The 20,647-nt window shown below is 67.2% G+C and carries 19 protein-coding genes and 2 pseudogenes; 6 read left to right on the top strand and 15 right to left on the bottom strand.

Annotated features, from left to right (window positions below; genetic code table 11):
• Window positions 1-36: 36 nt before the first annotated feature.
• Window positions 37-699: an RlmE family RNA methyltransferase gene (locus tag JMF86_RS06105; protein WP_006476343.1), complete on the bottom strand. Its 663-nt coding sequence runs from the start codon at window positions 697-699 to the stop codon at window positions 37-39.
• Between the two features lie 193 nt (window positions 700-892).
• Between JMF86_RS06105 and JMF86_RS06100 the strand changes: the two genes are divergently transcribed.
• The gene (locus tag JMF86_RS06100) at window positions 893-1,417 is read left to right on the top strand and encodes a YhbY family RNA-binding protein (protein WP_069232448.1); all 525 of its coding nucleotides are present in this window, start codon (window positions 893-895) and stop codon (window positions 1,415-1,417) included.
• Window positions 1,418-1,485: 68 nt separating this feature from the next.
• On the opposite strand, the gene JMF86_RS06095 is transcribed toward JMF86_RS06100, so the two are convergent.
• From JMF86_RS06095 to gloB, 8 genes are all read right to left on the bottom strand, one after another.
• Complete coding sequence (locus tag JMF86_RS06095) at window positions 1,486-1,944, bottom strand: DUF4149 domain-containing protein (protein ID WP_006497614.1); 459 nt, start codon at window positions 1,942-1,944, stop codon at window positions 1,486-1,488.
• A gap of 14 nt (window positions 1,945-1,958) precedes the next feature.
• A complete protein-coding gene (gene greA / locus JMF86_RS06090; RefSeq protein ID WP_006476345.1) occupies window positions 1,959-2,435 on the bottom strand; it encodes a transcription elongation factor GreA in 477 nt (158 codons plus the stop codon).
• Between the two features lie 118 nt (window positions 2,436-2,553).
• Window positions 2,554-5,808 (bottom strand): carbamoyl-phosphate synthase large subunit, encoded by a 3,255-nt coding sequence (carB, locus tag JMF86_RS06085; protein WP_011545085.1) that lies wholly within the window; start codon window positions 5,806-5,808, stop codon window positions 2,554-2,556.
• A 49-nt stretch (window positions 5,809-5,857) separates the two neighbouring features.
• Window positions 5,858-6,517: a leucine efflux protein LeuE gene (leuE, locus tag JMF86_RS06080; RefSeq protein ID WP_011545084.1), complete on the bottom strand. Its 660-nt coding sequence runs from the start codon at window positions 6,515-6,517 to the stop codon at window positions 5,858-5,860.
• Window positions 6,518-6,553: 36 nt separating this feature from the next.
• Window positions 6,554-7,699, bottom strand: coding sequence for a glutamine-hydrolyzing carbamoyl-phosphate synthase small subunit (gene carA / locus JMF86_RS06075; protein WP_023475510.1), 1,146 nt, complete (start codon window positions 7,697-7,699; stop codon window positions 6,554-6,556).
• A gap of 366 nt (window positions 7,700-8,065) precedes the next feature.
• A complete protein-coding gene (locus JMF86_RS06070) occupies window positions 8,066-9,346 on the bottom strand; it encodes a nitrate/nitrite transporter (RefSeq protein WP_374039638.1) in 1,281 nt (426 codons plus the stop codon).
• An 88-nt stretch (window positions 9,347-9,434) separates the two neighbouring features.
• A complete protein-coding gene (locus JMF86_RS06065) occupies window positions 9,435-11,012 on the bottom strand; it encodes a transglycosylase SLT domain-containing protein (RefSeq protein ID WP_011694247.1) in 1,578 nt (525 codons plus the stop codon).
• Window positions 11,013-11,163: 151 nt separating this feature from the next.
• On the bottom strand, window positions 11,164-11,985 hold the full coding sequence (gene gloB, locus JMF86_RS06060) for a hydroxyacylglutathione hydrolase (RefSeq protein WP_011545080.1): 822 nt from the start codon (window positions 11,983-11,985) through the stop codon (window positions 11,164-11,166).
• An 18-nt stretch (window positions 11,986-12,003) separates the two neighbouring features.
• On the opposite strand from gloB, the gene JMF86_RS06055 reads away from it, so the two are divergent.
• From JMF86_RS06055 to dnaQ, 3 genes are read left to right on the top strand one after another with little or no spacing between them, the layout of a single operon-like run.
• The gene (locus tag JMF86_RS06055; protein WP_011545079.1) at window positions 12,004-12,816 is read left to right on the top strand and encodes a class I SAM-dependent methyltransferase; all 813 of its coding nucleotides are present in this window, start codon (window positions 12,004-12,006) and stop codon (window positions 12,814-12,816) included.
• On the top strand, window positions 12,813-13,256 hold the full coding sequence (gene rnhA, locus JMF86_RS06050) for a ribonuclease HI (protein ID WP_006476352.1): 444 nt from the start codon (window positions 12,813-12,815) through the stop codon (window positions 13,254-13,256). Before JMF86_RS06055 ends, rnhA begins: the two co-directional genes overlap by 4 nt.
• A gap of 40 nt (window positions 13,257-13,296) precedes the next feature.
• A complete protein-coding gene (dnaQ, locus tag JMF86_RS06045; RefSeq protein ID WP_077177967.1) occupies window positions 13,297-14,031 on the top strand; it encodes a DNA polymerase III subunit epsilon in 735 nt (244 codons plus the stop codon).
• 30 nt (window positions 14,032-14,061) lie between these two features.
• Here dnaQ and JMF86_RS06040 read toward each other — a convergent pair whose 3' ends face one another.
• Window positions 14,062-14,394, bottom strand: coding sequence for a YnfA family protein (locus tag JMF86_RS06040; RefSeq protein ID WP_011545077.1), 333 nt, complete (start codon window positions 14,392-14,394; stop codon window positions 14,062-14,064).
• 543 nt (window positions 14,395-14,937) lie between these two features.
• Here JMF86_RS06040 and proP point away from each other — a divergent pair.
• The gene (gene proP, locus JMF86_RS06035) at window positions 14,938-16,428 is read left to right on the top strand and encodes a glycine betaine/L-proline transporter ProP (RefSeq protein WP_027809592.1); all 1,491 of its coding nucleotides are present in this window, start codon (window positions 14,938-14,940) and stop codon (window positions 16,426-16,428) included.
• A 111-nt stretch (window positions 16,429-16,539) separates the two neighbouring features.
• Here proP and JMF86_RS06030 read toward each other — a convergent pair whose 3' ends face one another.
• Together JMF86_RS06030 and JMF86_RS06025 are read right to left on the bottom strand one after the other, a co-directional pair.
• A complete protein-coding gene (locus JMF86_RS06030) occupies window positions 16,540-16,746 on the bottom strand; it encodes a hypothetical protein (protein WP_006476356.1) in 207 nt (68 codons plus the stop codon).
• A gap of 172 nt (window positions 16,747-16,918) precedes the next feature.
• Entirely contained in the window at window positions 16,919-17,548 is a 630-nt protein-coding gene (locus tag JMF86_RS06025) for a glutathione S-transferase family protein (RefSeq protein WP_201316813.1), read from the bottom strand.
• Window positions 17,549-17,720: 172 nt separating this feature from the next.
• Here JMF86_RS06025 and JMF86_RS06020 point away from each other — a divergent pair, with 172 nt between their 5' ends.
• A complete protein-coding gene (locus tag JMF86_RS06020; protein ID WP_201316812.1) occupies window positions 17,721-18,938 on the top strand; it encodes a polyhydroxyalkanoate depolymerase in 1,218 nt (405 codons plus the stop codon).
• 7 nt (window positions 18,939-18,945) lie between these two features.
• Here JMF86_RS06020 and JMF86_RS06015 read toward each other — a convergent pair.
• From JMF86_RS06015 to JMF86_RS06005, 3 genes and pseudogenes are all read right to left on the bottom strand, one after another.
• Window positions 18,946-19,592 (bottom strand): annotated as a pseudogene (locus JMF86_RS06015) (phosphoribosyltransferase).
• Window positions 19,593-19,715: 123 nt separating this feature from the next.
• Window positions 19,716-20,237 (bottom strand): phospholipase D-like domain-containing protein, encoded by a 522-nt coding sequence (locus tag JMF86_RS06010; RefSeq protein ID WP_201316811.1) that lies wholly within the window; start codon window positions 20,235-20,237, stop codon window positions 19,716-19,718.
• Between the two features lie 117 nt (window positions 20,238-20,354).
• A pseudogene (locus JMF86_RS06005) lies at window positions 20,355-20,647 on the bottom strand (malonate decarboxylase subunit epsilon); the annotation flags it as partial.

The raw sequence follows: 20,647 nt of genomic DNA, 5'->3' as shown, positions 1-20,647 counted from the left end.
AAGGGCCGGAGCCCGTTTGCGGCACCGCACTCCGCATCAGCGCGGATGCTTCAGCTGCCGACCCAAAATGAACGTTTCGGACGATTTGTCGCGGGATGCCTTGGGCTTGCGCGGCGCGACAACCTTAAACTGCTGTTTGAACTTCTCGACGATCTGGCTGTAGCCACTGCCGTGAAAGCACTTCACGAGCAGCGCACCGTCCGGCTTCAGATGGTTCTGCGCGAATTCGAGCGCCAGATCGCAGAGATGCTCGATGCGCGCCGCGTCCGCCGAGGCCACGCCGGAGAGGTTGGGGGCCATGTCGGAAATAACAAGGTCCACCGCGCGGCCTTCGAGCACTTCTTCGAGCTGGTGGAGGACGTCGTCCTCGCGGAAGTCGCCCTGCAGGAAGTGGACGTCGGCGATCGGCTCCATCGGCAGGATGTCGAGCGCAACGATCGTGCCGTCGATGCCGCCTTCGCGCTCCGCGTCACGCTTCTTGCCCTGCGCGAGCTTGTTGCGGGCATACTGGCTCCAGCTGCCCGGCGTGGCGCCGAGATCGACGATCACCTGGCCGGGACGGATCAGCTTGTCCTGCTCGTCGATTTCCTTAAGCTTGTACGCGGCGCGCGCGCGATAGCCCTCCCGCTGCGCCATTTTGACGTACGGGTCGTTGATGTGGTCGTGCAGCCAGTGCTGGTTGAAGCGGTTTTTTGCCATTCGAGAGAGAGATTGCTGCCAATTGCTTCGTGAAGCCGCGCTTTTAGCGGATAATACGCGTCTTCTTCGCGCGGCTGCGGCCCCTTTTCAGGCCCAAGCCGCGATTTTACGTGGTTTCGGCGCACGGCTGACGCGGGAACGTCCCGCGATCGCTTTTCAGTCAGCGCGCCCTTATTTAGATTTCGACATTTCCATGCCCGCCCTTTCGCTTTCTCCCGCCGAGCGCTCCGCGCTGCGCTCCCAGGCCCATGCGCTCAAGCCCGTCGTGCTGATCGGCGCCGAAGGGCTGACCGACGCCGTGCTGAAGGAAATCAAGGTGCACCTCGACGCGCACCAACTGATCAAGATCCGCGTGTTCGGCGACGAGCGCGACGAACGGATCGCGATCTACGACGATATCTGCGACCGCTTGAACGCGGCCCCGATTCAGCATATCGGCAAGCTGCTGGTGATCTGGAGGCCCGAAGCCGCAGCAGCCCCGGCCCGCGGCCGTCGTGCCGGTGCGCTGCCCAGCGCGGCAGAAGCCGCCGACGACAAGAAAGGCCGCGCCCCGCGCACCGTGAAGGTCGTCAAGGTGTCGCCGAACGCGAGCCCCGTGCGCCGTCCGAGGCCGGTGAAGGTCACGGTGCGCGGCAACGAACGCGTGACGGCAGGCGGCACCGTGAAGCGTGCGAAAAAGCGCCAGGCCAGCACCAAGCGGCCGTTCCAGGACAAGTAACACGCCGGTGCGGCACGGATTCCCGTGCCGCCCTGCCCCGTCGTTGCGCAACGCGCAACGACGAGCGCTCAGGCGTCGCGCGCCGGCAGACGCCAGATCAGCATCAGCCCCAGCACGCTTTCGACGAGATAGAACACGCTCGAAACGCCGTGCAGCATCCCGAAGCGGCTCGCATACGGCGAATTCGCGATATCGGTGCCCGCATCCATCGCGGCCACGCGCAGCGCGTTCATGAACGGCTGCAGCGCAAAATACCCGACCAGCACGCATACGACCATCGCGGCGACGATCCAGCGCACGCGGCGATACTCGCTGCTGCCGCGCCGCACCTGCTGATTCGACAACGCGAGCAGCAGCACGCCGCACACGACGCCGAGGATCGCCTCGATACGGAACAGCTGGGCGGCGACCGAACCGGCCGTCATCCGTTCCAGCGTCTTGAACAATACGGGCGCGACCGCATACCCGATCGTCAGCAGGCTGCCGACCCATACGGCCGACAGCAGACGGAACACGCGATGCGGCATCACGTCGCCCCGCTTCAGATGTAGCTGACCGAGATGATTTCGTACTCGCGCACGCCGCTCGGCGCCTGCACGGCCGCGACGTCGCCTTCGGACTTGCCGATCAGCGCACGTGCGATCGGCGAGCTGACCGAGATCAGGCCGTGATCGATGTCGGCTTCGTCGTCGCCGACGATCTGGTACTTGACGGTGTCGCCCGACTCGAGATCCTCGAGTTCGACCGTCGCGGCGAACACCACGCGGCCATCGGCGTCGAGCACCGTGGGATCGATGATTTGCGCGGCGGACAGCTTGGATTCGAGTTCCGCGATGCGGCCCTCGATAAAGCCCTGCTTTTCCTTCGCTGCGTCGTATTCGGCGTTTTCGGACAGATCGCCCTGTGCGCGGGCCTCCGCGATCGCGTTGATCACGGCCGGCCGCTCGACGGACTTGAGGCGCTGCAATTCATCGCGCAGTTGCTCTGCGCCACGCTTTGTCAACGGAATGGTGCTCATAAACGGCTCAATCGCTAAAAACGGCTATAAAAAAAATCACCGCGATTAAGCGCGCTTCCGATGCACTGGAAACACCGCCTAATCGCGGCACGTGTTGCTTCGACAGGTAACTGACCGCTTAGTTTAGGCGAGCGTGAAGACCTTGTAAATCATAGACTTCCAGATCCTTCAGGTAGCGCAAGCCTTCAACTGCCGCGCGCGCGCCCGACATCGTCGTGTAGTACGTGACCTTGTGCGCCTGCGCGCTCATGCGGATCGAGCGCGAATCGGCGATCGCCTGGCGCGTCTCGTCGACCGTCGTGAACACGAGGGCGATCTCGCCGTTCTTGATCATGTCGACGATGTGCGGACGGCCGTCCTTCACCTTGTTCACGACCTTCACCGGCACGCCGGCCGCTTCGATCGCGGCAGCCGTGCCCTTGGTCGCGACGATCGGGTAGCCGAGGTCGTGCAGCATGCGCGCAACTTCGACGGCCTTCGGCTTGTCCGCGTCCATCACGGTCAGCAGCACCGTGCCCGACTCCGGCAGGCGCGAACCGGCCGCGAGCTGCGACTTGAAGAGCGCTTCGCCGAACGTCTGGCCGACGCCCATCACTTCGCCGGTCGAGCGCATTTCAGGCCCGAGGACCGGATCGACGGTCGGGAACTTGACGAACGGGAACACCGCTTCCTTCACGCTGAAGTACGGCGGCTCGACTTCCTTCGTCACACCCTGCTGCGCGAGCTTCTGGCCGACCATCGCGCGCGCCGCGATCTTCGCGAGCGGCAGGCTGGTCGCCTTCGACACGTACGGTACCGTGCGCGACGCGCGCGGGTTCACTTCCAGCACGTAGATGATGTCCTGCTTCGAGCCGTCCGCCTGCGGTACCTGCTGGATCGCGAACTGCACGTTCATCAGGCCGACCACGTTCAGCGCCTTCGCCATCGCGCCCGTCTGGCGCTTCAGCTCGGCCACGGTTTCCTTCGACAGCGAGTACGGCGGCAGCGAGCATGCCGAATCGCCCGAGTGGACGCCCGCCTGCTCGATGTGCTCCATCACGCCGCCGATGAACACGGCTTCGCCGTCGCAGATGCAGTCGACGTCGCACTCGATCGCGTCGTTCAGGAAGCGGTCGAGCAGCACCGGCGAATCGTTCGACACCTTCACGGCCTCGCGCATGTAGCGCTCGAGGTCGCGCGGCTCGTGGACGATTTCCATCGCGCGGCCGCCGAGCACGTACGACGGACGCACGACCAGCGGGTAGCCGATTTCGTCGGCCAGCGCGAGCGCTTCGTCTTCGGCGCGCGCGGTGCGGTTCGGCGGCTGGCGCAGGCCGAGGTCCTGCAGCAGCTTCTGGAAGCGTTCGCGGTCTTCGGCCGCGTCGATCATGTCCGGCGACGTGCCGACGATCGGCACGCCGTGCGCCTCGAGGTCGAGCGCGAGCTTCAGCGGCGTCTGGCCGCCGTACTGGACGATCACGCCGACCGGCTTTTCCTTGTCGACGATCTCGAGCACGTCCTCGAGCGTCAGCGGCTCGAAGTACAGGCGGTCGGACGTGTCGTAGTCGGTCGACACCGTTTCCGGGTTGCAGTTGACCATGATCGTTTCATAGCCGTCCTCGCGCATCGCGAGCGCCGCGTGCACGCAGCAGTAGTCGAACTCGATGCCCTGGCCGATCCGGTTCGGGCCACCGCCCAGCACCATGATCTTCTTGTTCGTGGTCGGCTGCGCCTCGCACTCTTCCTCGTAGGTCGAGTACATGTAGGCGGTTTTCGTCGCGAACTCGGCCGCGCACGTGTCGACGCGCTTGTAGACCGGGCGCACGTTCAGTTCGACGCGACGCTTGCGGACGTCTTCCGGCGTCGCGCCGAGCAGCTTCGCGAGGCGGCGGTCGGAGAAGCCGCTCTGCTTCAGGTAGCGCAGCTCGTCGAACGTCAGCGACGCGAGCGTACGGCCCGACAGCGCCTTTTCCTTCAGGATGATCTGCTCGATCTGCTCGAGGAACCACGGATCGATCGCGGTTTCCGCGAAGATTTCCTCGGCCGTCATGCCGATGCGGAACGCATCGCCGACGTACCAGATGCGGTCCGGACCCGGCTCGTGGATCTCGATCGCGATCTCGTCGCGGTTGGTCGACTTCTCGTCGAGGCCGTCGACACCGACTTCGAGGCCGCGCAGCGCCTTCTGGAACGATTCCTGGAACGTGCGGCCGATCGCCATCACTTCGCCGACCGACTTCATCTGCGTGGTCAGGCGCGAATCGGCTTCGCGGAACTTCTCGAACGCGAAACGCGGAATCTTCGTGACGACGTAGTCGATCGTCGGCTCGAACGACGCCGGCGTCTGGCCGCCGGTGATTTCGTTCTTCAGCTCGTCGAGCGTGTAGCCGACCGCCAGCTTCGCGGCGACCTTCGCGATCGGGAAGCCGGTCGCCTTCGATGCGAGCGCCGACGAACGCGATACGCGCGGGTTCATCTCGATGACGACCATGCGGCCGTCCCGCGGGTTGATCGAGAACTGCACGTTCGAACCGCCCGTGTCGACGCCGATCTCGCGCAGCACCGCGAGCGATGCGTTACGCAGGATCTGGTATTCCTTGTCGGTAAGCGTCTGCGCAGGCGCTACCGTGATCGAGTCGCCGGTGTGCACGCCCATCGGGTCGAGGTTTTCGATCGAGCAGACGATGATGCAGTTGTCGGCGCGGTCGCGCACGACTTCCATCTCGTATTCCTTCCAGCCAAGCAGCGACTCTTCGATCAGCAACTCGCGCGTGGGCGACAGGTCGAGACCGCGCTTGCAGATCTCCTCGAACTCTTCGCGGTTGTACGCGATGCCGCCGCCCGAACCGCCGAGCGTGAACGACGGACGGATCACGACCGGGTAGCCGCTGCCGCCCGTCTCCGCCATGATCTCGGCGTGCACCTTGGTCGCCTCTTCCATCGAGTGCGCGATGCCCGACTTCGCGGAACCGAGACCGATCTTGGTCATCGCTTCCTTGAACTTCTGGCGGTCTTCCGCCTTGTCGATCGCTTCCGGCGACGCGCCGATCAGCTCGACGCCGAACTTCTCGAGCACGCCGTGGTGGTGCAGGTCGAGCGCGCAGTTCAGCGCGGTCTGGCCGCCCATCGTCGGCAGGATCGCGTCCGGGCGCTCCTTCTCGATGATGCGTGCGACGACTTCCCACGTGATCGGCTCGATGTAGGTCACGTCGGCCGTGTTCGGGTCGGTCATGATCGTCGCCGGGTTGCTGTTGACGAGAACGACCTTGTAGCCCTCCTCACGCAACGCCTTGCAAGCCTGCGCGCCCGAATAGTCGAACTCGCACGCCTGGCCGATGATGATCGGGCCGGCGCCGATGATGAGGATGCTCTTGATGTCTGTGCGTTTTGGCATGGCTTGTGAATTCAATAAGTAATCGTTGTCGTGGGTCGGCCGGCGGCGCTCAGCTCATGGTCGCCAGCGCCAGCTTCACCGAGAAACCGATGAACAGGCCGCCCACGCTGCTCGCCGCACCTGCCGCGAGCTTGCGGCGGCGGCGGAAGTGCTCGGCGAGCCGCGCCCCCGCGAAGATCAGCGTGCTCAGGTACAGGAAGCTCGCGCATTGCGCGATCGCCCCGAGCACGACGAACGACAGCGCGGGATGCGGGAATGCCGGGTCGACGAACTGGATGAAGAACGAGATGAAGAACAGGATGGCCTTCGGATTCAGCAGGCTCACGATCAGCGCTTTCCGGAACGGCCGCTCGCCGTCGACCGCCTGCGGCGCCTCGACCGGCGCATCGCCGCGCGCGCGCAGCTTGCTCCACGCGCCGCGCAGCATCCCGGTGCCGATGTACAGCAGGTAGGCGGCGCCGCCGTACTTGACGACGGAGAACAGCAGCGGGTTCGCCTTCAGCAGCGACGCGACGCCCGCGGCGGACAGCACCATCAGCACGGTATCGCCGACGAACACGCCGCACGCCGCGCGATAGCCGGCCTTCACGCCGCGCTGCGCGGCGAGCGACAGCACGTACATCGAGTTCGGCCCCGGCAGCAGGATGATGAAGATCACGCCGAACACGTAGGTCCAGATATCCGTGATGCCGAGTGCGTGGCCGAACATGATGTGAATCTCCCGTTCTTCGGTTGCGTCAGTGACTCAGGCGTTGCGCTGCTTCGCCGCGTCCATCAGCGCGGTGAAACGGTCGAACAGATAGCCGATGTCGTGCGGGCCGGGCGACGCTTCCGGGTGGCCCTGGAAGCAGAACGCCGGCTTGTCGGTCAACTCGAAGCCCTGCAGCGTGCCGTCGAACAGCGACACGTGCGTCACGCGCGCGTTGGCCGGCAGCGAATCGGCGTCGACCGCGAAGCCGTGGTTCTGCGACGTGATCACGACCCGGCCGTCGCCGAGATCCTTCACCGGATGGTTCGCGCCGTGGTGGCCCGTCTTCATCTTCAGCGTCTTCGCGCCGACCGCGAGACCCATGATCTGATGGCCGAGGCAGATGCCGAAGGTCGGCACGCCGCGCTCGATGAATGCCTTGGTGGCCGCGATCGCGTAATCGCACGGCTCGGGGTCGCCGGGGCCGTTCGACAGGAAGATGCCGTCCGGATTCAGCGCGAGCGCATCTTCCGCGCTCGCCTGGGCCGGCAGCACCGTCACGTGGCAGCCGCGCTCCGCGAGCATGCGCAGGATGTTGTACTTGACGCCGAAGTCGTACGCGACGACGCGGTACTTCGGCGCTTCCTGCATGCCGTAGCCGCCTTCGAGACGCCATTCCGTCTGCTTCCACTCGAACGGCTTGGTGGTCGACACGACCTTCGCGAGATCCATGCCGGCGAGACCCTCGAACGAGCGCGCGAGCTCGATCGCCTTCGCTTCGTCGTCGGAGCCCGTCAGGATGCAGCCGCTCTGCGCGCCCTTGTCGCGCAGGATGCGGGTCAGCTTGCGGGTATCGATGCCGGCGATCGCGACGACGCCTTCGTCGCGCAGATAGTCGCCGAGCGTGCGGTCCATGCGGAAGTTCGATGCGAGCGTCGGCAGATCGCGGATGATCAGGCCGGCGGCATGGACTTTCGTGGCTTCGACGTCTTCGGCGTTGACGCCGACGTTGCCGATATGCGGATAGGTGAGCGTGACGATCTGGCGCGAGTAGCTCGGATCAGTCAGGATTTCCTGATAGCCGGTGATCGCGGTATTGAACACGACTTCGCCGATCGTATGGCCTTCGGCCCCGATCGAATAACCACGAAAGACCGTGCCGTCGGCGAGTGCAAGCAAGGCGGGAGAAAAAGACGGCAACACGGGAGGCTCCTTGGGGAACACCCTGCTGCCGACCTGTTTACCCTGCCGCGCGAGCGCCGCGCTGCGTGGGCGCGCGTGGTCGCTAGCTGGACGCGGCCTGCGTTGTCGAGACGCGAACCCGGCGCGTGGCGCACGAGGCTTCGCGGCATCGCCCGGCAGGCGGCGTGCGGCGGATGAACGGGATGAATGAGGTAGGCGCTAGGGTGCGAGGTTGATCAGCACAAACTTTCAAATTATAGCCTGAAAATGGCCCTATCTTCAATTGATATGGCCGTCCGATCATGCGCGCGCCGCGAGCGGCGGGCGCAGCGCACCGTGCTGCGGCCCTGTTTTCGCGGCCGCCGTACCTATCAGCGTACCGCCGGATCAGTGCGCCTGGCCAGCGCCGCGCGTGGGCCAGACGTACCAGATCGCGCTCGCGAGCTGCAGCGCGAGCAGCACGCCCCAGGCGGTGAAGTGCGCGGCGGCCGGATAACGGCCGTCGACCGCCGGCCAGTGCGACAGCACGGCGCCGACGCCGATCTGGAACGCGAAGATCAGCAGGAAGATCACGAGCGTGAGCGTCGTGTTCGCGCGACCGATCAGATGGGCGGGAAAGTGGCCGGCCATCACCGCGTAGGTCAGGATGCCCACGCCGCCGAACATCCCGTAGGCGGCCCACAGCACGGCGGGCGGCAACGGCACGCGCGCGACGATCGCGAGCTGCGTCGCGACGAACAGCGCCATGCCGATGCCGCACGTCGCGTAGACCGACACGCCGCGCCGCTCGAGCACGCGCGCCGCCGCGCCGAAGCCGACGCAGCCGGCCATCATCGCGAAGCCGAGCACCGACACGAGGCGCGCGGCATGCGGCGCGTCGAATCCGCCGACATCGCGCAGATACGGGCCCACCCACAGCGACTGCATCGCATAGAACACGCCCTGCGTGACGACGGAGAACGACGCGATCTTCCAGAACGCGCGGCTCGTCAGGATGTGCCACGTGCCCTTGAACTGGCTGACGAGGCCACCCTGGTGACGTGCCTGCTGCGCGTCGGGCGCCCCGAAGCCGATCGACGCCGCGACGGCCACGGTCAGCACCGCGAGGCCGAAACAGATCGCGCGCCAGCTCGCCCAGCCGAGCAGCAAGGTCAGCGGCGAGCCGACCATCACGCCGCCGAGGCCGCCCACGGCCATCACGAGGCCGTTGACGAGCGGCAGCCGGCCAACCGGGAAATGCTGCGCGAGCGCCTTGAACGCCGCACCGAGACACACCGATACGCCGACGCCGATCAGCAGCCGGCCGGCCATCATCGTGCCGATGCCATGCGCCGCACCGAACACGGCCGCGCCGGCCGCCGCGAACAGCAGCATGCCGGCCGTCACGCGCCGCGGGCCGAAGTGGTCGAGCATCACGCCGGCCGGGATCTGCGCGCCCGCGAAGCCGAGGAAATAGAGGCTGGTGAGCAGGCCGAGATCGGCGGCCGACAGCCCGAGCTCATGCGTGACGAACGGCGCGAAGCCCAGATTGACGCCGCGAAACACATACGACACGAAATACCCGACCGAAAACAGCGCGAGCACCCTCACCTGCACCGACGACATCGCTCCCCCTTGTTCGATGAAGACGCGCGACGTTATGCCGCGCGCAAACGAAAACGCCGTCACCTCGGTGACGGCGTTTCGTCGATTTCGTCGGATGATAGCGCAATCGCGCGGGCCTCACCGGCCGCCACGTTGCGCGCGGCAGCCGCGCTTACTTCTTCTTGCCCTTGTGCGCGGCGGCCTTGGCCGGCGCGGCTTTCGCGGGCGCGGCCTTCGCCGCCGGCCGAGCCGACGACTTGGCGGCGCCGCGCTTGCCGCCGTGCGACTTGCCGCCCACCGCCAGGCTCGCGCGCTCGATGTGCGCACCGCCCGTCGACGTCGCGATCCGCTCCGGACCGGGTTCCGCCGGCACCGAACGGCCGACCGGCACGTGCAGCACGAGCGCCTGGCCCGGCATCGCGAGATCGCGGTGCGTACGGTTCCACGCCTTCAACTGGCCGACCGACACGCCATAGCGGCCGGCGATCGCCGCCATCGACTGCTTGCGGCGCACGCGGATCAGCATCTTGCGCGTATCGGGGACGTCCGGCTCCATCGCGAGCGCGCCGTTTTCGGCGACGTCGGCGCTGATGTCCTCGTCGTCGTCATTGCCGCGCGGCACGACGATCGTCGAGCCCGGCTTCAGGCGCATGCCGGCCGGAATCTTGTTGACCGACATCAGTGTATCGGCGTCGACGCCGATCTTCTCGGCGATCGCGGCCGGGCGTGCACGCTCGCTGACCGTGTAGGTGGTCCACGACGACAGCTGGCCGTTGTACGCTTTCAGGCTCTTCTCGAACGCGGACGCGTTGTCGAACGGCAGCAGGATCTGCGGCTCGGTCGCGCCGAGGATCACGGGCTTCGAGAACGACGGGTTCAGCGAGCGGAACTCGTCGAGCGGCAGGTTGGCGAGCTTCGCGGCCACCGCCACGTCGATGTCGCGCGACGTCGTGACCGTCACGAAATACGGGTGGTTCGGGATATCCGGCAGCGCCAGGCCGTACTGCTGCGGGCTCGCGATGATGTTCTTCACCGCCTGCAGCTTCGGCACGTAGTTGCGCGTCTCGTTCGGCATCCGCAGGTTCTGGTAGTCGGTCGGCAAGCCGGCCGCCTGGTTGCGCGCGATCGCGCGCTGCACGTTGCCTTCGCCCCAGTTGTACGCGGCCAGCGCCAGATACCAGTCACCGAACATGTCGTGCAGGCGGGACAGGTAGTCGAGCGCGGCGCTCGTCGACGCGAGCACGTCGCGGCGCTCGTCCTGCCACATGTTGCGCTTCAGGTTGTACGTGCGGCCGGTGCCGGGCATGAACTGCCACATGCCGGCCGCCTTCGCGACCGACAGCGCCTGCGGGTTGTACGCGGACTCGATGAACGGCAGCAGCGCGAGCTCGGTCGGCATGTGACGCGCCTCGAGCTCCTCGACGATGTGGTACAGGTACTTCTGCGAGCGCTCGGTCATGCGCTGCACGTAATCGGGACGCTGCGTATACCAGGTCGTCTGCATGTCGACGAGATCGCTCTGCAGGTCGGGCATCTGGAAGCCGCGGCGAATGCGCGCCCAGAGATCGGAGTCTGCCGTGGTCAGGTCGCCGACGGATTGCTTGTCGACGTCGACAGTTTCTTTGGCGGTGGCTGATTTACGGAGGTAGTTGGACGTCGCCTGCGAATCGGCGGCGTTGTTGGCGACAGGGGGCTGGCTCGCACAAGCGGCGAGTAGCAGCACCACCATCGCACTCAATATAAGTCGCATGAAAATCTCGGCTTCCGACGGCTGGAAATTGCAGGCGATACTACGGAAGTGCGTGCTTCACGTCAATAAAAACACCGAAAACTCAGCGAAATCCTACATTTGGAGCAATTTTTACAGACACCGCTTGAGCTTTGGAGTCCTCCGGAAAACGTCACCGGAACCGGTTTTTCCATTCGCGCATCAGCGTGAACGCCGCCAGGCGATCCGTCACCGTTTCGTGCAGCTCGGCCTCGAGCGTCGCGTGGATCGCCGCGCTGTCGGCCCGCATGAACGGGTTAACGGCACGCTCGTGCGCGATCGTAGTGGGCAGCGTCGGCACGCCGCGCGCACGCAGCGCCTGTGCGTCGTCGCGCCACGCGGCGAGTGCCGCATTGCCCGGCTCGCACGCGAGCGCGAAGCGGATGTTCGACAGCGTGTATTCGTGTGCGCAATGCACGCGGGTGTCGCCCGGCAACGCGGCGAGCGCGTCGAGCGACGCGAGCATCTGCGCGGGCGTGCCTTCGAACAGACGGCCGCAGCCGCACGAGAACAGCGTGTCGCCGCAGAACACGTGCGGCACCGCGTTGCCCTGCCCGGCCGCGCCTTGACCGGCCGCCTGAAAGTAAGCAATGTGGCCGCGTGTATGGCCGGGCACGTCGAGCACGTCGAATGCGACCGCGGGCGCGTCGAGCGTCACGCGATCGCCGCCCGACAGCGGCCGCGTGACCACGCCGATCGCTTCGGCCGCGGGGCCGTAAACGGTGAGCGGAACATCGGCCGGTTGGCTATGCTGCAGCGCCTCGACACCGCCGACGTGGTCGGCGTGGTGGTGCGTGAGTAAAATAGCGGTCAACCGCCAGCCTCGTTCGGCAAGAACCCGGCGTACGGGCGCGGCTTCACCCGGGTCGACGGCGATCGCATCGCGGCCGTCCGAGACGAGCCAGATATAGTTGTCTTCGAATGCCGGAACCGGCACGTATTCCAGCTCGTTCATAGGCGCGCAATCATCGTTATGTCTGACCGTCAAATTATAGACTGGCCCGCCTGGACCGACTCGCCGCCCGGCCGTTACGTGCTGGGCTGGGAGCAGGCGCAGCTCGACCGGATCGTATCCGACGTCTTCGGCTTCCACGCGCTGCAGCTCGGCCTGCCGCAGCTCGACGCACTGCGCGAGAACCGCATGCCGTATCGCGGCCTCGTGCTCGACCCGGCGAGCGGCGCGAGCGCGCCGTATCAGTATCCGTGGGCGCGCGAAGCACACACGGCGGCCCACGCGCCCGCCGATCGCAGCACGACGTGGTGCGATCTGCTCGACCTGCCGTTCGAGTCGCAGAGCGTCGACCTGATCGTGATGCCGCACACGCTCGAATTCACGTCCGACCCGCACCGTCTGCTGCGCGAGGCCGAGCGCGTGCTGATGCCGGAAGGCCAGCTCGTGATCACCGGCTTCAATTCGCTGAGCCTGTGGGGCATGCGGCAGTCGTTCGGGCGCATGGCGAACCGCCCGTTCGTGCCGGCCACGCGCGACCAGATCGCGTTCATCCGGCTCAAGGACTGGATCAAGCTGCTCGGTTTCGACCTCGAACGCGGCCGCTTCGGCTGCTACCGGCCGCCGCTCGCCACCGACCAGTGGCTGGCCCGCTACGGCTTCATGGAGGCCGCCGGCGACCGCTGGTGGCCGATCTTCGGCGCCGTCTACATGGTGACGGCCGTCAAGCGCGTGCGCGGCATGCGCCTCGTCGGCCCGATCAAGATGAAGAAGCCCGTGCTCGCACCGGGCCTGACGCCGGCGGCCTCCCCGACCACTCACCAAGAACGTTCATGACAACCGACACCATCGACATCTATACCGACGGCGCCTGCAAGGGCAACCCCGGCCCCGGCGGCTGGGGCGCCCTGCTGCGCTACGGCAGTCAAGAAAAGGAACTGTTCGGCGGCGAGCCGAACACGACCAACAACCGCATGGAGCTGATGGGCGTGATCGCCGCGCTCGAAGCGCTGAAGCGGCCGTGCCGGGTGATCGTGCATACCGACTCGCAATACGTGCAGAAAGGCATCAGCGAGTGGATCCACGGGTGGAAGAAGAAAGGCTGGGTCACCGCGGCGAAGACGCCCGTGAAGAATGCCGACCTGTGGAAGCGGCTCGACGCGCTCGTCGCTCAGCACGAGATCGAGTGGCGCTGGGTCAAGGGCCACGCGGGCCATCCCGAAAACGAGCGCGCGGACGCGCTCGCGAACCGCGGCGTCGAATCGCTGGCCGCCTGAACCCCGGCCGCCCTCTCCTGTTTTCGTTGCTTTTCCCGATATGCGCCAGATCATTCTCGATACCGAAACCACCGGCCTGAACGCCCGCACGGGCGACCGTCTCATCGAAATCGGCTGCGTCGAGCTGCTGAACCGGCGGCTCACCGGCAACAACCTGCACTTCTACGTGAACCCCGAGCGCGACAGCGATCCGGGCGCACTGGCGGTGCATGGCCTCACGACCGAATTCTTGAGCGACAAGCCGAAATTCGCGGAAGTCGCCCACCAGATCCTCGACTTCGTGAAGGACGCCGAGCTGATCATCCACAACGCGCCGTTCGATCTGGGCTTCCTCGACGCCGAATTCGCGCGGCTCGGCCTGCCGCCGTTCACCGAGCATTGCGGCGGCGTGATCGACACGCTGGTGCAGGCCAAGCAGATGTTCCCCGGCAAGCGCAATTCGCTCGACGCGCTGTGCGACCGCTTCGGCATCAGCAACGCGCACCGCACGCTGCACGGCGCACTGCTCGACTCGGAGCTGCTCGCCGAGGTCTATCTCGCGATGACGCGCGGCCAGGACAGCCTCGTGATCGACATGCTCGACGACGCGAGCGCCGACGGCGGCGCGGCGAACGGCAAACGCGTGTCGCTCGCCGCGCTCGACCTGGCCGTGGTGACCGCGAGCGAAGACGAGCTTGCCGCGCACCAGGCTCAGCTCGACGAGCTCGACAAGTCGGTCAAGGGCACCTGCGTGTGGCGCCAGCCCGCCGACACGGATACCGCCGAAGCAGCCTGAGGCACGCGGCACGCGCCGCGGCCGCGCCGCTCAGGCGCGCGGCTGCAGCGCGATGACGGCCATTCCGCCGAGCGCGAGCACCGCGCCGGCCACGTCCCAGCGGGTCAGCGCGACACCGTCGACCACCCGCAGCCAGATCAACGCCACCGCGATATAGACGCCGCCGTACGCGGCATACGTGCGCCCCGCCGCGCTCGGGTGCAGCGTCAGCAGCCACGCGAACAACGCGAGCGACAACGCCGCGGGCACCAGCAGCCAGGCCGGGCGCCCGGCCTTCAGCACGAGCCACGGCAGGTAGCAGCCGACGATTTCGGCCAGCGCAGTAGCGGCGAACAGCGCCGCGATCCTCATCAGTTCGGTCATCCGGTTCCTCGCGAATTCAGCCCCGTCGCGGCGGCCGGCACGGCCGCGCCGCGCCGCGCGCCGCCGATCATACCCGAGCAGGCTCCCCGGGATGCCCCGCCAGACGGGCGATTCCGGGCAATTTGCACGATCGTCCGTCATCGTGCTATCATGTCGCCTGTTTCAACATTCAATCTCTGTCTTTTCGATTTTGAGAGAAGTCCGTCCGCACGTTGCGGCCCGGTGCCTCGATCGAAATTGCATCCACAGGAAAGCCCGCCCGACAGGCCCGCTTTTCTCGTTTCGCTGCCCCTCCGGGGCGTTGCCGGCACGCCGGACCCATCGTCCGCACCGGCATCCGCCGCCTGCATTACGCGGCCCATTCTTCATGAGCGCACTGTCGCGACGGCCCATCGGGCCCGCGTCGAAGCAGCCCCTTGGCCCTTTGCTGCCCTCTATGCAGTAAGTGCTTAATGGTCTGCCCCGACGCGCAGCACACGACACCGCGCTCGCCGGCAAACCGTGTCGGACGGCCCGCCCGTTCCGGCGCTGTCAAAGGAGTGCATGACCTTGACCGCAACACACGTCAGCCCGACCGCTGTCTCTTCCCCCGCTTCGTCGTCCGGCGAAGCCCCGCTCGCCGCGGACGACATCACCGTCGTCGACCAGAGCCTGCTCAAGCGCGCCGTCAGCGCAATGGCCATCGGCAATGCGATGGAATGGTTCGACTTCGGCGTCTACAGCTATATCGCCGTCACGCTCGGCAAGGTGTTCTTTCCGTCCAGCAGCCCGTCCGCGCAGTTGCTGGCCACCTTCGGCACGTTCGCGGCCGCGTTCCTCGTGCGCCCGCTCGGCGGCATGGTGTTCGGCCCGCTCGGCGATCGCATCGGCCGCCAGCGCGTGCTCGCCGCCACGATGATCATGATGGCCGTCGGCACCTTCGCGATCGGCCTGATCCCGAGCTATGCGTCGATCGGCATCATGGCCCCGATCCTGCTGCTCGTCGCCCGCCTCGTGCAGGGCTTCTCGACCGGCGGCGAGTACGGCGGCGCGGCCACCTTCATCGCCGAGTTCTCGACCGACAAGCGCCGCGGCTTCATGGGCAGCTTCCTCGAATTCGGCACGCTGATCGGCTATGTGCTGGGCGCGGGCGTCGTCGCACTGCTCACCGCGTCGCTGTCGCAGGAAGCGCTGCTGTCGTGGGGCTGGCGCGTGCCGTTCCTGATCGCCGGGCCGCTCGGCCTGATCGGTCTGTACATCCGGATGAAGCTCGAGGAAACGCCCGCGTTCAAGCGCCAGGCCGAAGAGCGCGAAGCGCAGGACAAGGCCGTGCCGAAGGCGCGCTTTCGCGAGACGCTGCTGCGTAACTGGCGTGCGCTGCTGCTGTGCGTCGGCCTCGTGCTGATCTTCAACGTGACCGACTACATGGTGCTGTCGTACCTGCCGAGCTTCATGTCGTCGACGCTGCACTTCGACGAATCGCACAGCCTCGTGCTGGTGCTGCTCGTGATGGTGCTGATGATGCCGATGACGCTGTACGCCGGCCGCCTGTCGGACAAGGTCGGCCGCAAGCCGGTGATGCTCGCCGGCTGCGTGGGCCTGCTGGTGCTGTCGATCCCGTCGCTGATGCTGATCCACACGGGCACCACGGCGTCGGTGTTCGGCGGCCTGCTGATCCTCGGCGTGCTGCTGTCGTGCTTCACGGGCGTGATGCCGTCGGCGCTGCCCGCGCTGTTCCCGACCGAGATCCGCTACGGCGCGCTCGCGATCGGCTTCAACGTGTCGGTGTCGCTGTTCGGCGGCACGACGCCGCTGGTGACCGCGTGGCTCGTCGACGTGACGCACAACCTGATGATGCCCGCGTACTACATGATGGGCGCCGCGCTGATCGGCATCGTGTCGGTCGTCGCGCTCGCCGAAACCGCGCGCCAGCCGCTGAAGGGCTCGCCGCCGGCCGTCGCGACGCGCCGCGAAGCGCACCAGCTCGCGCGCCAGTTGCGCGAGGACGACGACGAATCGGAGGTCTACGGCGTCGCGACTCCCGCCCGCGCGTAAGCGTCGCGCAATGAAAAAGCCCCGGCCGAAGCCGGGGCCCGATCGAACCCGATCTGCCCGACCGGCTTGCGCCGGCCGGGCTTTTTTTTCATTCAGTCGGCGCGAACGCCTTCATGCCTGCGCTTCGCAGTGACGGCAGAAGATCAGCGCGCGCGACCGCGACACGGCTGCCTGCGCACCGCGCGCCGCGACGATCATTCCGACCTGGCCGAGATTGAAATCGCGCTCGACCATCAGCTGCGTGAGCCCGGCAAGCGCCAACACGACGGACGGGTGGTACAGGCTCGATTCGATCAGGGCTTTCATCATCGGCTCCATCTGGCAATGCGTGATTTGATGGAGTGGATTCTAGGGATCGGTCGCGTCCGGATAAACAGCGCGAATGCGAAGTCACTTGTCAGCCGCCGAGAACAATCGGCAGCGGCTTGCCGGACAAGGGCGAACGGCGGCCGACAGCGGTGCGCGACAGTCCGGCGCCCCGCTTCGAAACCTAGACGAGCGGCGTTTCGACGAAAGCCGGCAACGCTTCCGCCCGTGCGGAATGCGCGGCGAGCGCCGGATAACGGGCCGGATCGATCCGCGCCAGCACCGGGTAATCGGCCGCCATGAACTGCGTGAAGCGCCACGCCACCGCGACCGTCACGTCCGACTGCAACAATCGCGCGCCGCCGAACCAGCCGTTGGCGGCCGCGACCAGCGGCTCCAGCGCGCCGTATGCACCTTCGAGCTGGCTCAGCACGCGATCCACCCACGGCTCGTGCTGCTTGTCCGACGGGCGCAGCGCCTGCTCGTAGACGACCTGCACGGTTTTCTCGGCGGCGGCCAGCGCGAAGCCGATCGGCACCAGCGCGCGCAGCCGGGCCTCGACGGCGTCGGGCAGCAGGCGCCGCTCAGGTGCTGCCACGTGGTCGAGATAGTCGACGATCAGCGACGAATCGAGCAGCGTCGCGCCGCCGTCGGTCACGAGCGTCGGCGCCTTGACGACCGGGTTGAGCGTCCTGAACCGCTCGATATGACGAAACACCGAGATCGACTCGTGTTCGAACGGCAGGTCGAGCAGCTTCGCCGAAATGGCGACGCGGCGCACGAACGGGGAATCCAGCATGCCGATCAGCTTCATCGCGAACGCTCCGCTTCGAGGGAATGGGCCTGACGACTGTAGCAGCGGCGGCCGGCAGCGCCTAGCGTGCCCCTGCGCTTGACGCGCATCAGCCGGCCGTACATCGGGCTCCCGCTGCCCGGCCGCTATGACCATAATGGAGGTTCACGCTCCTTCCGCCCCAGGGTCCGCCATGTGGTATGCCGTCGTCGAGCAGCAGCGGGAATGGATGCGCGCATGGCGCGCGGCGACGCGATACGCGTTCGACGCATGGCCCACGGCGTCGCTGCCGCACGCCGCGTCATCGTGCTACGACGACCTGTTCGAACCGCTGCTCGGGCCACAGGCCGCGCCGCCGGGCTTCGATCTCGCGTGGCCCGCCGTCAGCGAGCAGATCGTCGCGCACACGCCGTTTTGCGACTTGCGGCGCTTCGCGCACGCCGATGCGCGCCGCACGGTGCTGCTGTGCGCGCCGCTCGTCGGGCACGCGGCCGTGATGATGCGGGAAACCGCCGAAACGCTGCTCGCCGATGGCGACGTCTGCGTGACCGACTGGCGCAATGCCCGCGACGTGCCGCTCGCGGCAGGCCGTTTCGGGCTCGACGAATACGTCGCGATGCTCGACGGCTTCGTCGGCACCCTCCAGCACGACGAGCGGCCGCTGCACGTCGTCGCCGTTTGCCAGGCGACCGTACCGGCGCTCGGCGCCCTGGCGCTGCGCGCCGCGCGCGGCCTCGCACCGCCCGCGAGTATCACGCTGATCGGCGGCCCGATCGATGCGCGCCTGAACCCGAGCGCGCTCGGCACCGCGGCCGCGGCCCATTCGCTCGACTGGTGCCGGCGTCACCTGATCGACATCGTGCCGCCCGGCTTCGCCGGGCATGGCCGCCACGTGTTCCCGACCTATCTGCAACAGGGCGAGATCGCGCTCCTGTATCCGCAACGCTTCCTGACGCTGATCGAGACCTACGCGCTGGCAGCTTCCCGCTTCGACATGACCGGGCTCGCCGACGCCCGGCGGGCACTGCGCGAATACACGGCGCTGCTCGACATGCCGGCCGACTATTTCCTCGACACGGTCGACGTCGTGTTTCAACGCATGCTGCTCGCGACCGGCGCGTGGCATGTGGACGGCCGGCGCATCGAACCGGCCGCGCTGCGCGATGTCGCGCTGCTGACCGTCGAAGGCGCCCGCGACGCAGTCACGGGCGCCGGGCAGACGCATGCGGCGCTCGATCTGTGCAGCGGCCTCTCGGACGACGAGCGCCATCGCGTCGACATCGATGATTGCGATCACTACGGGTTGTTTACGGGGCCACGCTGGCACGGCAACGTCCATCCGGCGCTGCAGCGCGTGTTCGCGCTCGCGGAAGCCGGCCGACCGCGCCCGCGCCGAAACCGGCAAACCTGACGCCGCATCACGGGCGCGCGGCGTCGAGCAGCGCGCGCACTTCGTCGTCGCTCGTCTGCTCGAAGCGCGCGTAGAACTGGCTGATCCCGAAGAACCGCGCCGGCTGCGACACCGTGACGAATGCATCGGCCAGACCGTCGAACGCACGCACGGCACCCGCCGGCGCAACCGGCACGGCCGCGACGATGCGCGCCGGGTGACGCTCGCGCAGCGCCTGCAGCGCGACGCGCATCGTCGCGCCGGTCGCGACGCCGTCGTCGACCACGATCGCGATGCGCCCGTCCACCGCCAGCGGCGGCGCCGCGCCGCGATACAGCGCCTCGCGACGATGCAGTTCGGCCGTCTCGCGCGCGATCACGTCGGCGAGTTGTGCATCGGATACGTCCATGTCGCGGATCACCGAACGTTGCAGATGCGTCCCGCCGCCCGTCGCGATCGCGCCCATCGCGAGCTCGGGGTCGAACGGCACGCCGAGCTTGCGCACGACCAGCACGTCGAGCGGCGCGCGCAGCTACGGGCGACCGGATACGCGACGGGTACACCGCCGCGCGGCAACGCGAGCACGACGACATCGCTTCGCCCCGCGTATTCGCGCAACGCGTCGGCCAGCTGGCGACCGGCATCGGCGCGATCGGCAAAACTGCTTTCGATCACGATCGACTCCCTGCCGTTGCGCCGATGCGCGAAAGCCGCGCCGGCGCCTGTCAACGAGGATGGTTCATCGGTCGCGCCGATGCAAGCAGGGTCACACCGGCGCGCAATGCGCCGCAGGAAGGGTCAGAGGCCGCCGGCCTGCCGGTACAGCCGCCAGAACGATTGCGCGTAGGACTGCGCGAGTTCGGGCGCGCGCCGGAATACGTTGACCGTGTCGGCCTGCTCGGCCGCGCCGTCGGACAGCGTCGTCAGCGCGACGCTGTCGTCGACGATCGCGAAACGCGACGCGGGGCCGCCATGCCGCGAATCGATCGCGACGTCGATACCCGCGGATTTCAGGTAGCCGGCGCCGCTGTACCTGCCCGCACGCGGCGGGCGCACCAGCACCACGCGCACCTCGATCCCCCGCGCGCGGGCCACGCGCAGCGCGCTCGCGACAGCCGGCGGCACCTGCGTATAGCCGGCCAGCAGCACGCGGCGCTGCGCCTGTTCGATCAGGTCGACGGTCGCGTCGGCCGCCGCGTTGTCATACGAAAAGTACGTGCCGACCGATGCGGCGTCGGACAGAATCTGGCTGGCGTGGACGCTCGTCGCGCAGCAGAACGCGGCGAGGAAGAAGGCGGCTGGTCTCATGGCGGGCGCCATTGTAGCGACGCCAATTCGCGTGGCAAGGGGCGGCTGCGACGCTGCTGCGCCGGCGCAACACACAGTGCCGAACCGGTGCCCGGACGCTGTGTTTCGAGCCGGGTTTCAGCCCGTCGATCAGCCGGGCGCGACGCGTGCGAGCCAGCTCGTCACGCCGTCGACGGAACGGAAATCCGCGAGGCTGCGCGCCGGCAACGCGGGATACGCGCCGCCGGCCATCTCGGCCAGCGCGCGCCCGGGACCGAGTTCGAGAAACGCGGTGGCGCCCGCCTCCACACATGCGGCAAGACAACTCGCCCACTCGACCGGCTCCGCGATCTGCCGCGCGAGCTTGTCGAGGCCCGTGTCGACATCGAGCACCGACGCGCCGTCGATCCCCGAGAACAGCCGCGTGCCGGGCAGCGGCCGGC

Origin of the sequence: Burkholderia sp. E168m15, assembly GCF_016586105.1 — a bacterium.
Classification (GTDB): Bacteria; Pseudomonadota; Gammaproteobacteria; order Burkholderiales; family Burkholderiaceae; genus Burkholderia; species Burkholderia orbicola.
This window is presented reverse-complemented; position numbering and strand designations above follow the sequence as displayed.

What these genes read in the sequence shown, in the direction of transcription:
- JMF86_RS06095 (WP_006497614.1), bottom strand. Translation starts at nt 1,944, where the DNA reads ATGCCGCATCGCGTGTTCCGTCTGCTGTCGGCCGTATGGGTCGGCAGC.
- JMF86_RS06055 (WP_011545079.1), top strand. Translation starts at nt 12,004, where the DNA reads ATGTCTGACCGTCAAATTATAGACTGGCCCGCCTGGACCGACTCGCCG.
- JMF86_RS06010 (WP_201316811.1), bottom strand. Translation starts at nt 20,237, where the DNA reads ATGGCGCCCGCCATGAGACCAGCCGCCTTCTTCCTCGCCGCGTTCTGC.
- greA (WP_006476345.1), bottom strand. Translation starts at nt 2,435, where the DNA reads ATGAGCACCATTCCGTTGACAAAGCGTGGCGCAGAGCAACTGCGCGAT.
- JMF86_RS06040 (WP_011545077.1), bottom strand. Translation starts at nt 14,394, where the DNA reads ATGACCGAACTGATGAGGATCGCGGCGCTGTTCGCCGCTACTGCGCTG.
- rnhA (WP_006476352.1), top strand. Translation starts at nt 12,813, where the DNA reads ATGACAACCGACACCATCGACATCTATACCGACGGCGCCTGCAAGGGC.
- JMF86_RS06020 (WP_201316812.1), top strand. Translation starts at nt 17,721, where the DNA reads ATGTGGTATGCCGTCGTCGAGCAGCAGCGGGAATGGATGCGCGCATGG.
- gloB (WP_011545080.1), bottom strand. Translation starts at nt 11,985, where the DNA reads ATGAACGAGCTGGAATACGTGCCGGTTCCGGCATTCGAAGACAACTAT.
- proP (WP_027809592.1), top strand. Translation starts at nt 14,938, where the DNA reads ATGACCTTGACCGCAACACACGTCAGCCCGACCGCTGTCTCTTCCCCC.
- JMF86_RS06105 (WP_006476343.1), bottom strand. Translation starts at nt 699, where the DNA reads ATGGCAAAAAACCGCTTCAACCAGCACTGGCTGCACGACCACATCAAC.
- JMF86_RS06030 (WP_006476356.1), bottom strand. Translation starts at nt 16,746, where the DNA reads ATGGAGCCGATGATGAAAGCCCTGATCGAATCGAGCCTGTACCACCCG.
- JMF86_RS06025 (WP_201316813.1), bottom strand. Translation starts at nt 17,548, where the DNA reads ATGAAGCTGATCGGCATGCTGGATTCCCCGTTCGTGCGCCGCGTCGCC.
- JMF86_RS06100 (WP_069232448.1), top strand. Translation starts at nt 893, where the DNA reads ATGCCCGCCCTTTCGCTTTCTCCCGCCGAGCGCTCCGCGCTGCGCTCC.
- leuE (WP_011545084.1), bottom strand. Translation starts at nt 6,517, where the DNA reads ATGTTCGGCCACGCACTCGGCATCACGGATATCTGGACCTACGTGTTC.
- dnaQ (WP_077177967.1), top strand. Translation starts at nt 13,297, where the DNA reads ATGCGCCAGATCATTCTCGATACCGAAACCACCGGCCTGAACGCCCGC.
- JMF86_RS06065 (WP_011694247.1), bottom strand. Translation starts at nt 11,012, where the DNA reads ATGCGACTTATATTGAGTGCGATGGTGGTGCTGCTACTCGCCGCTTGT.
- carB (WP_011545085.1), bottom strand. Translation starts at nt 5,808, where the DNA reads ATGCCAAAACGCACAGACATCAAGAGCATCCTCATCATCGGCGCCGGC.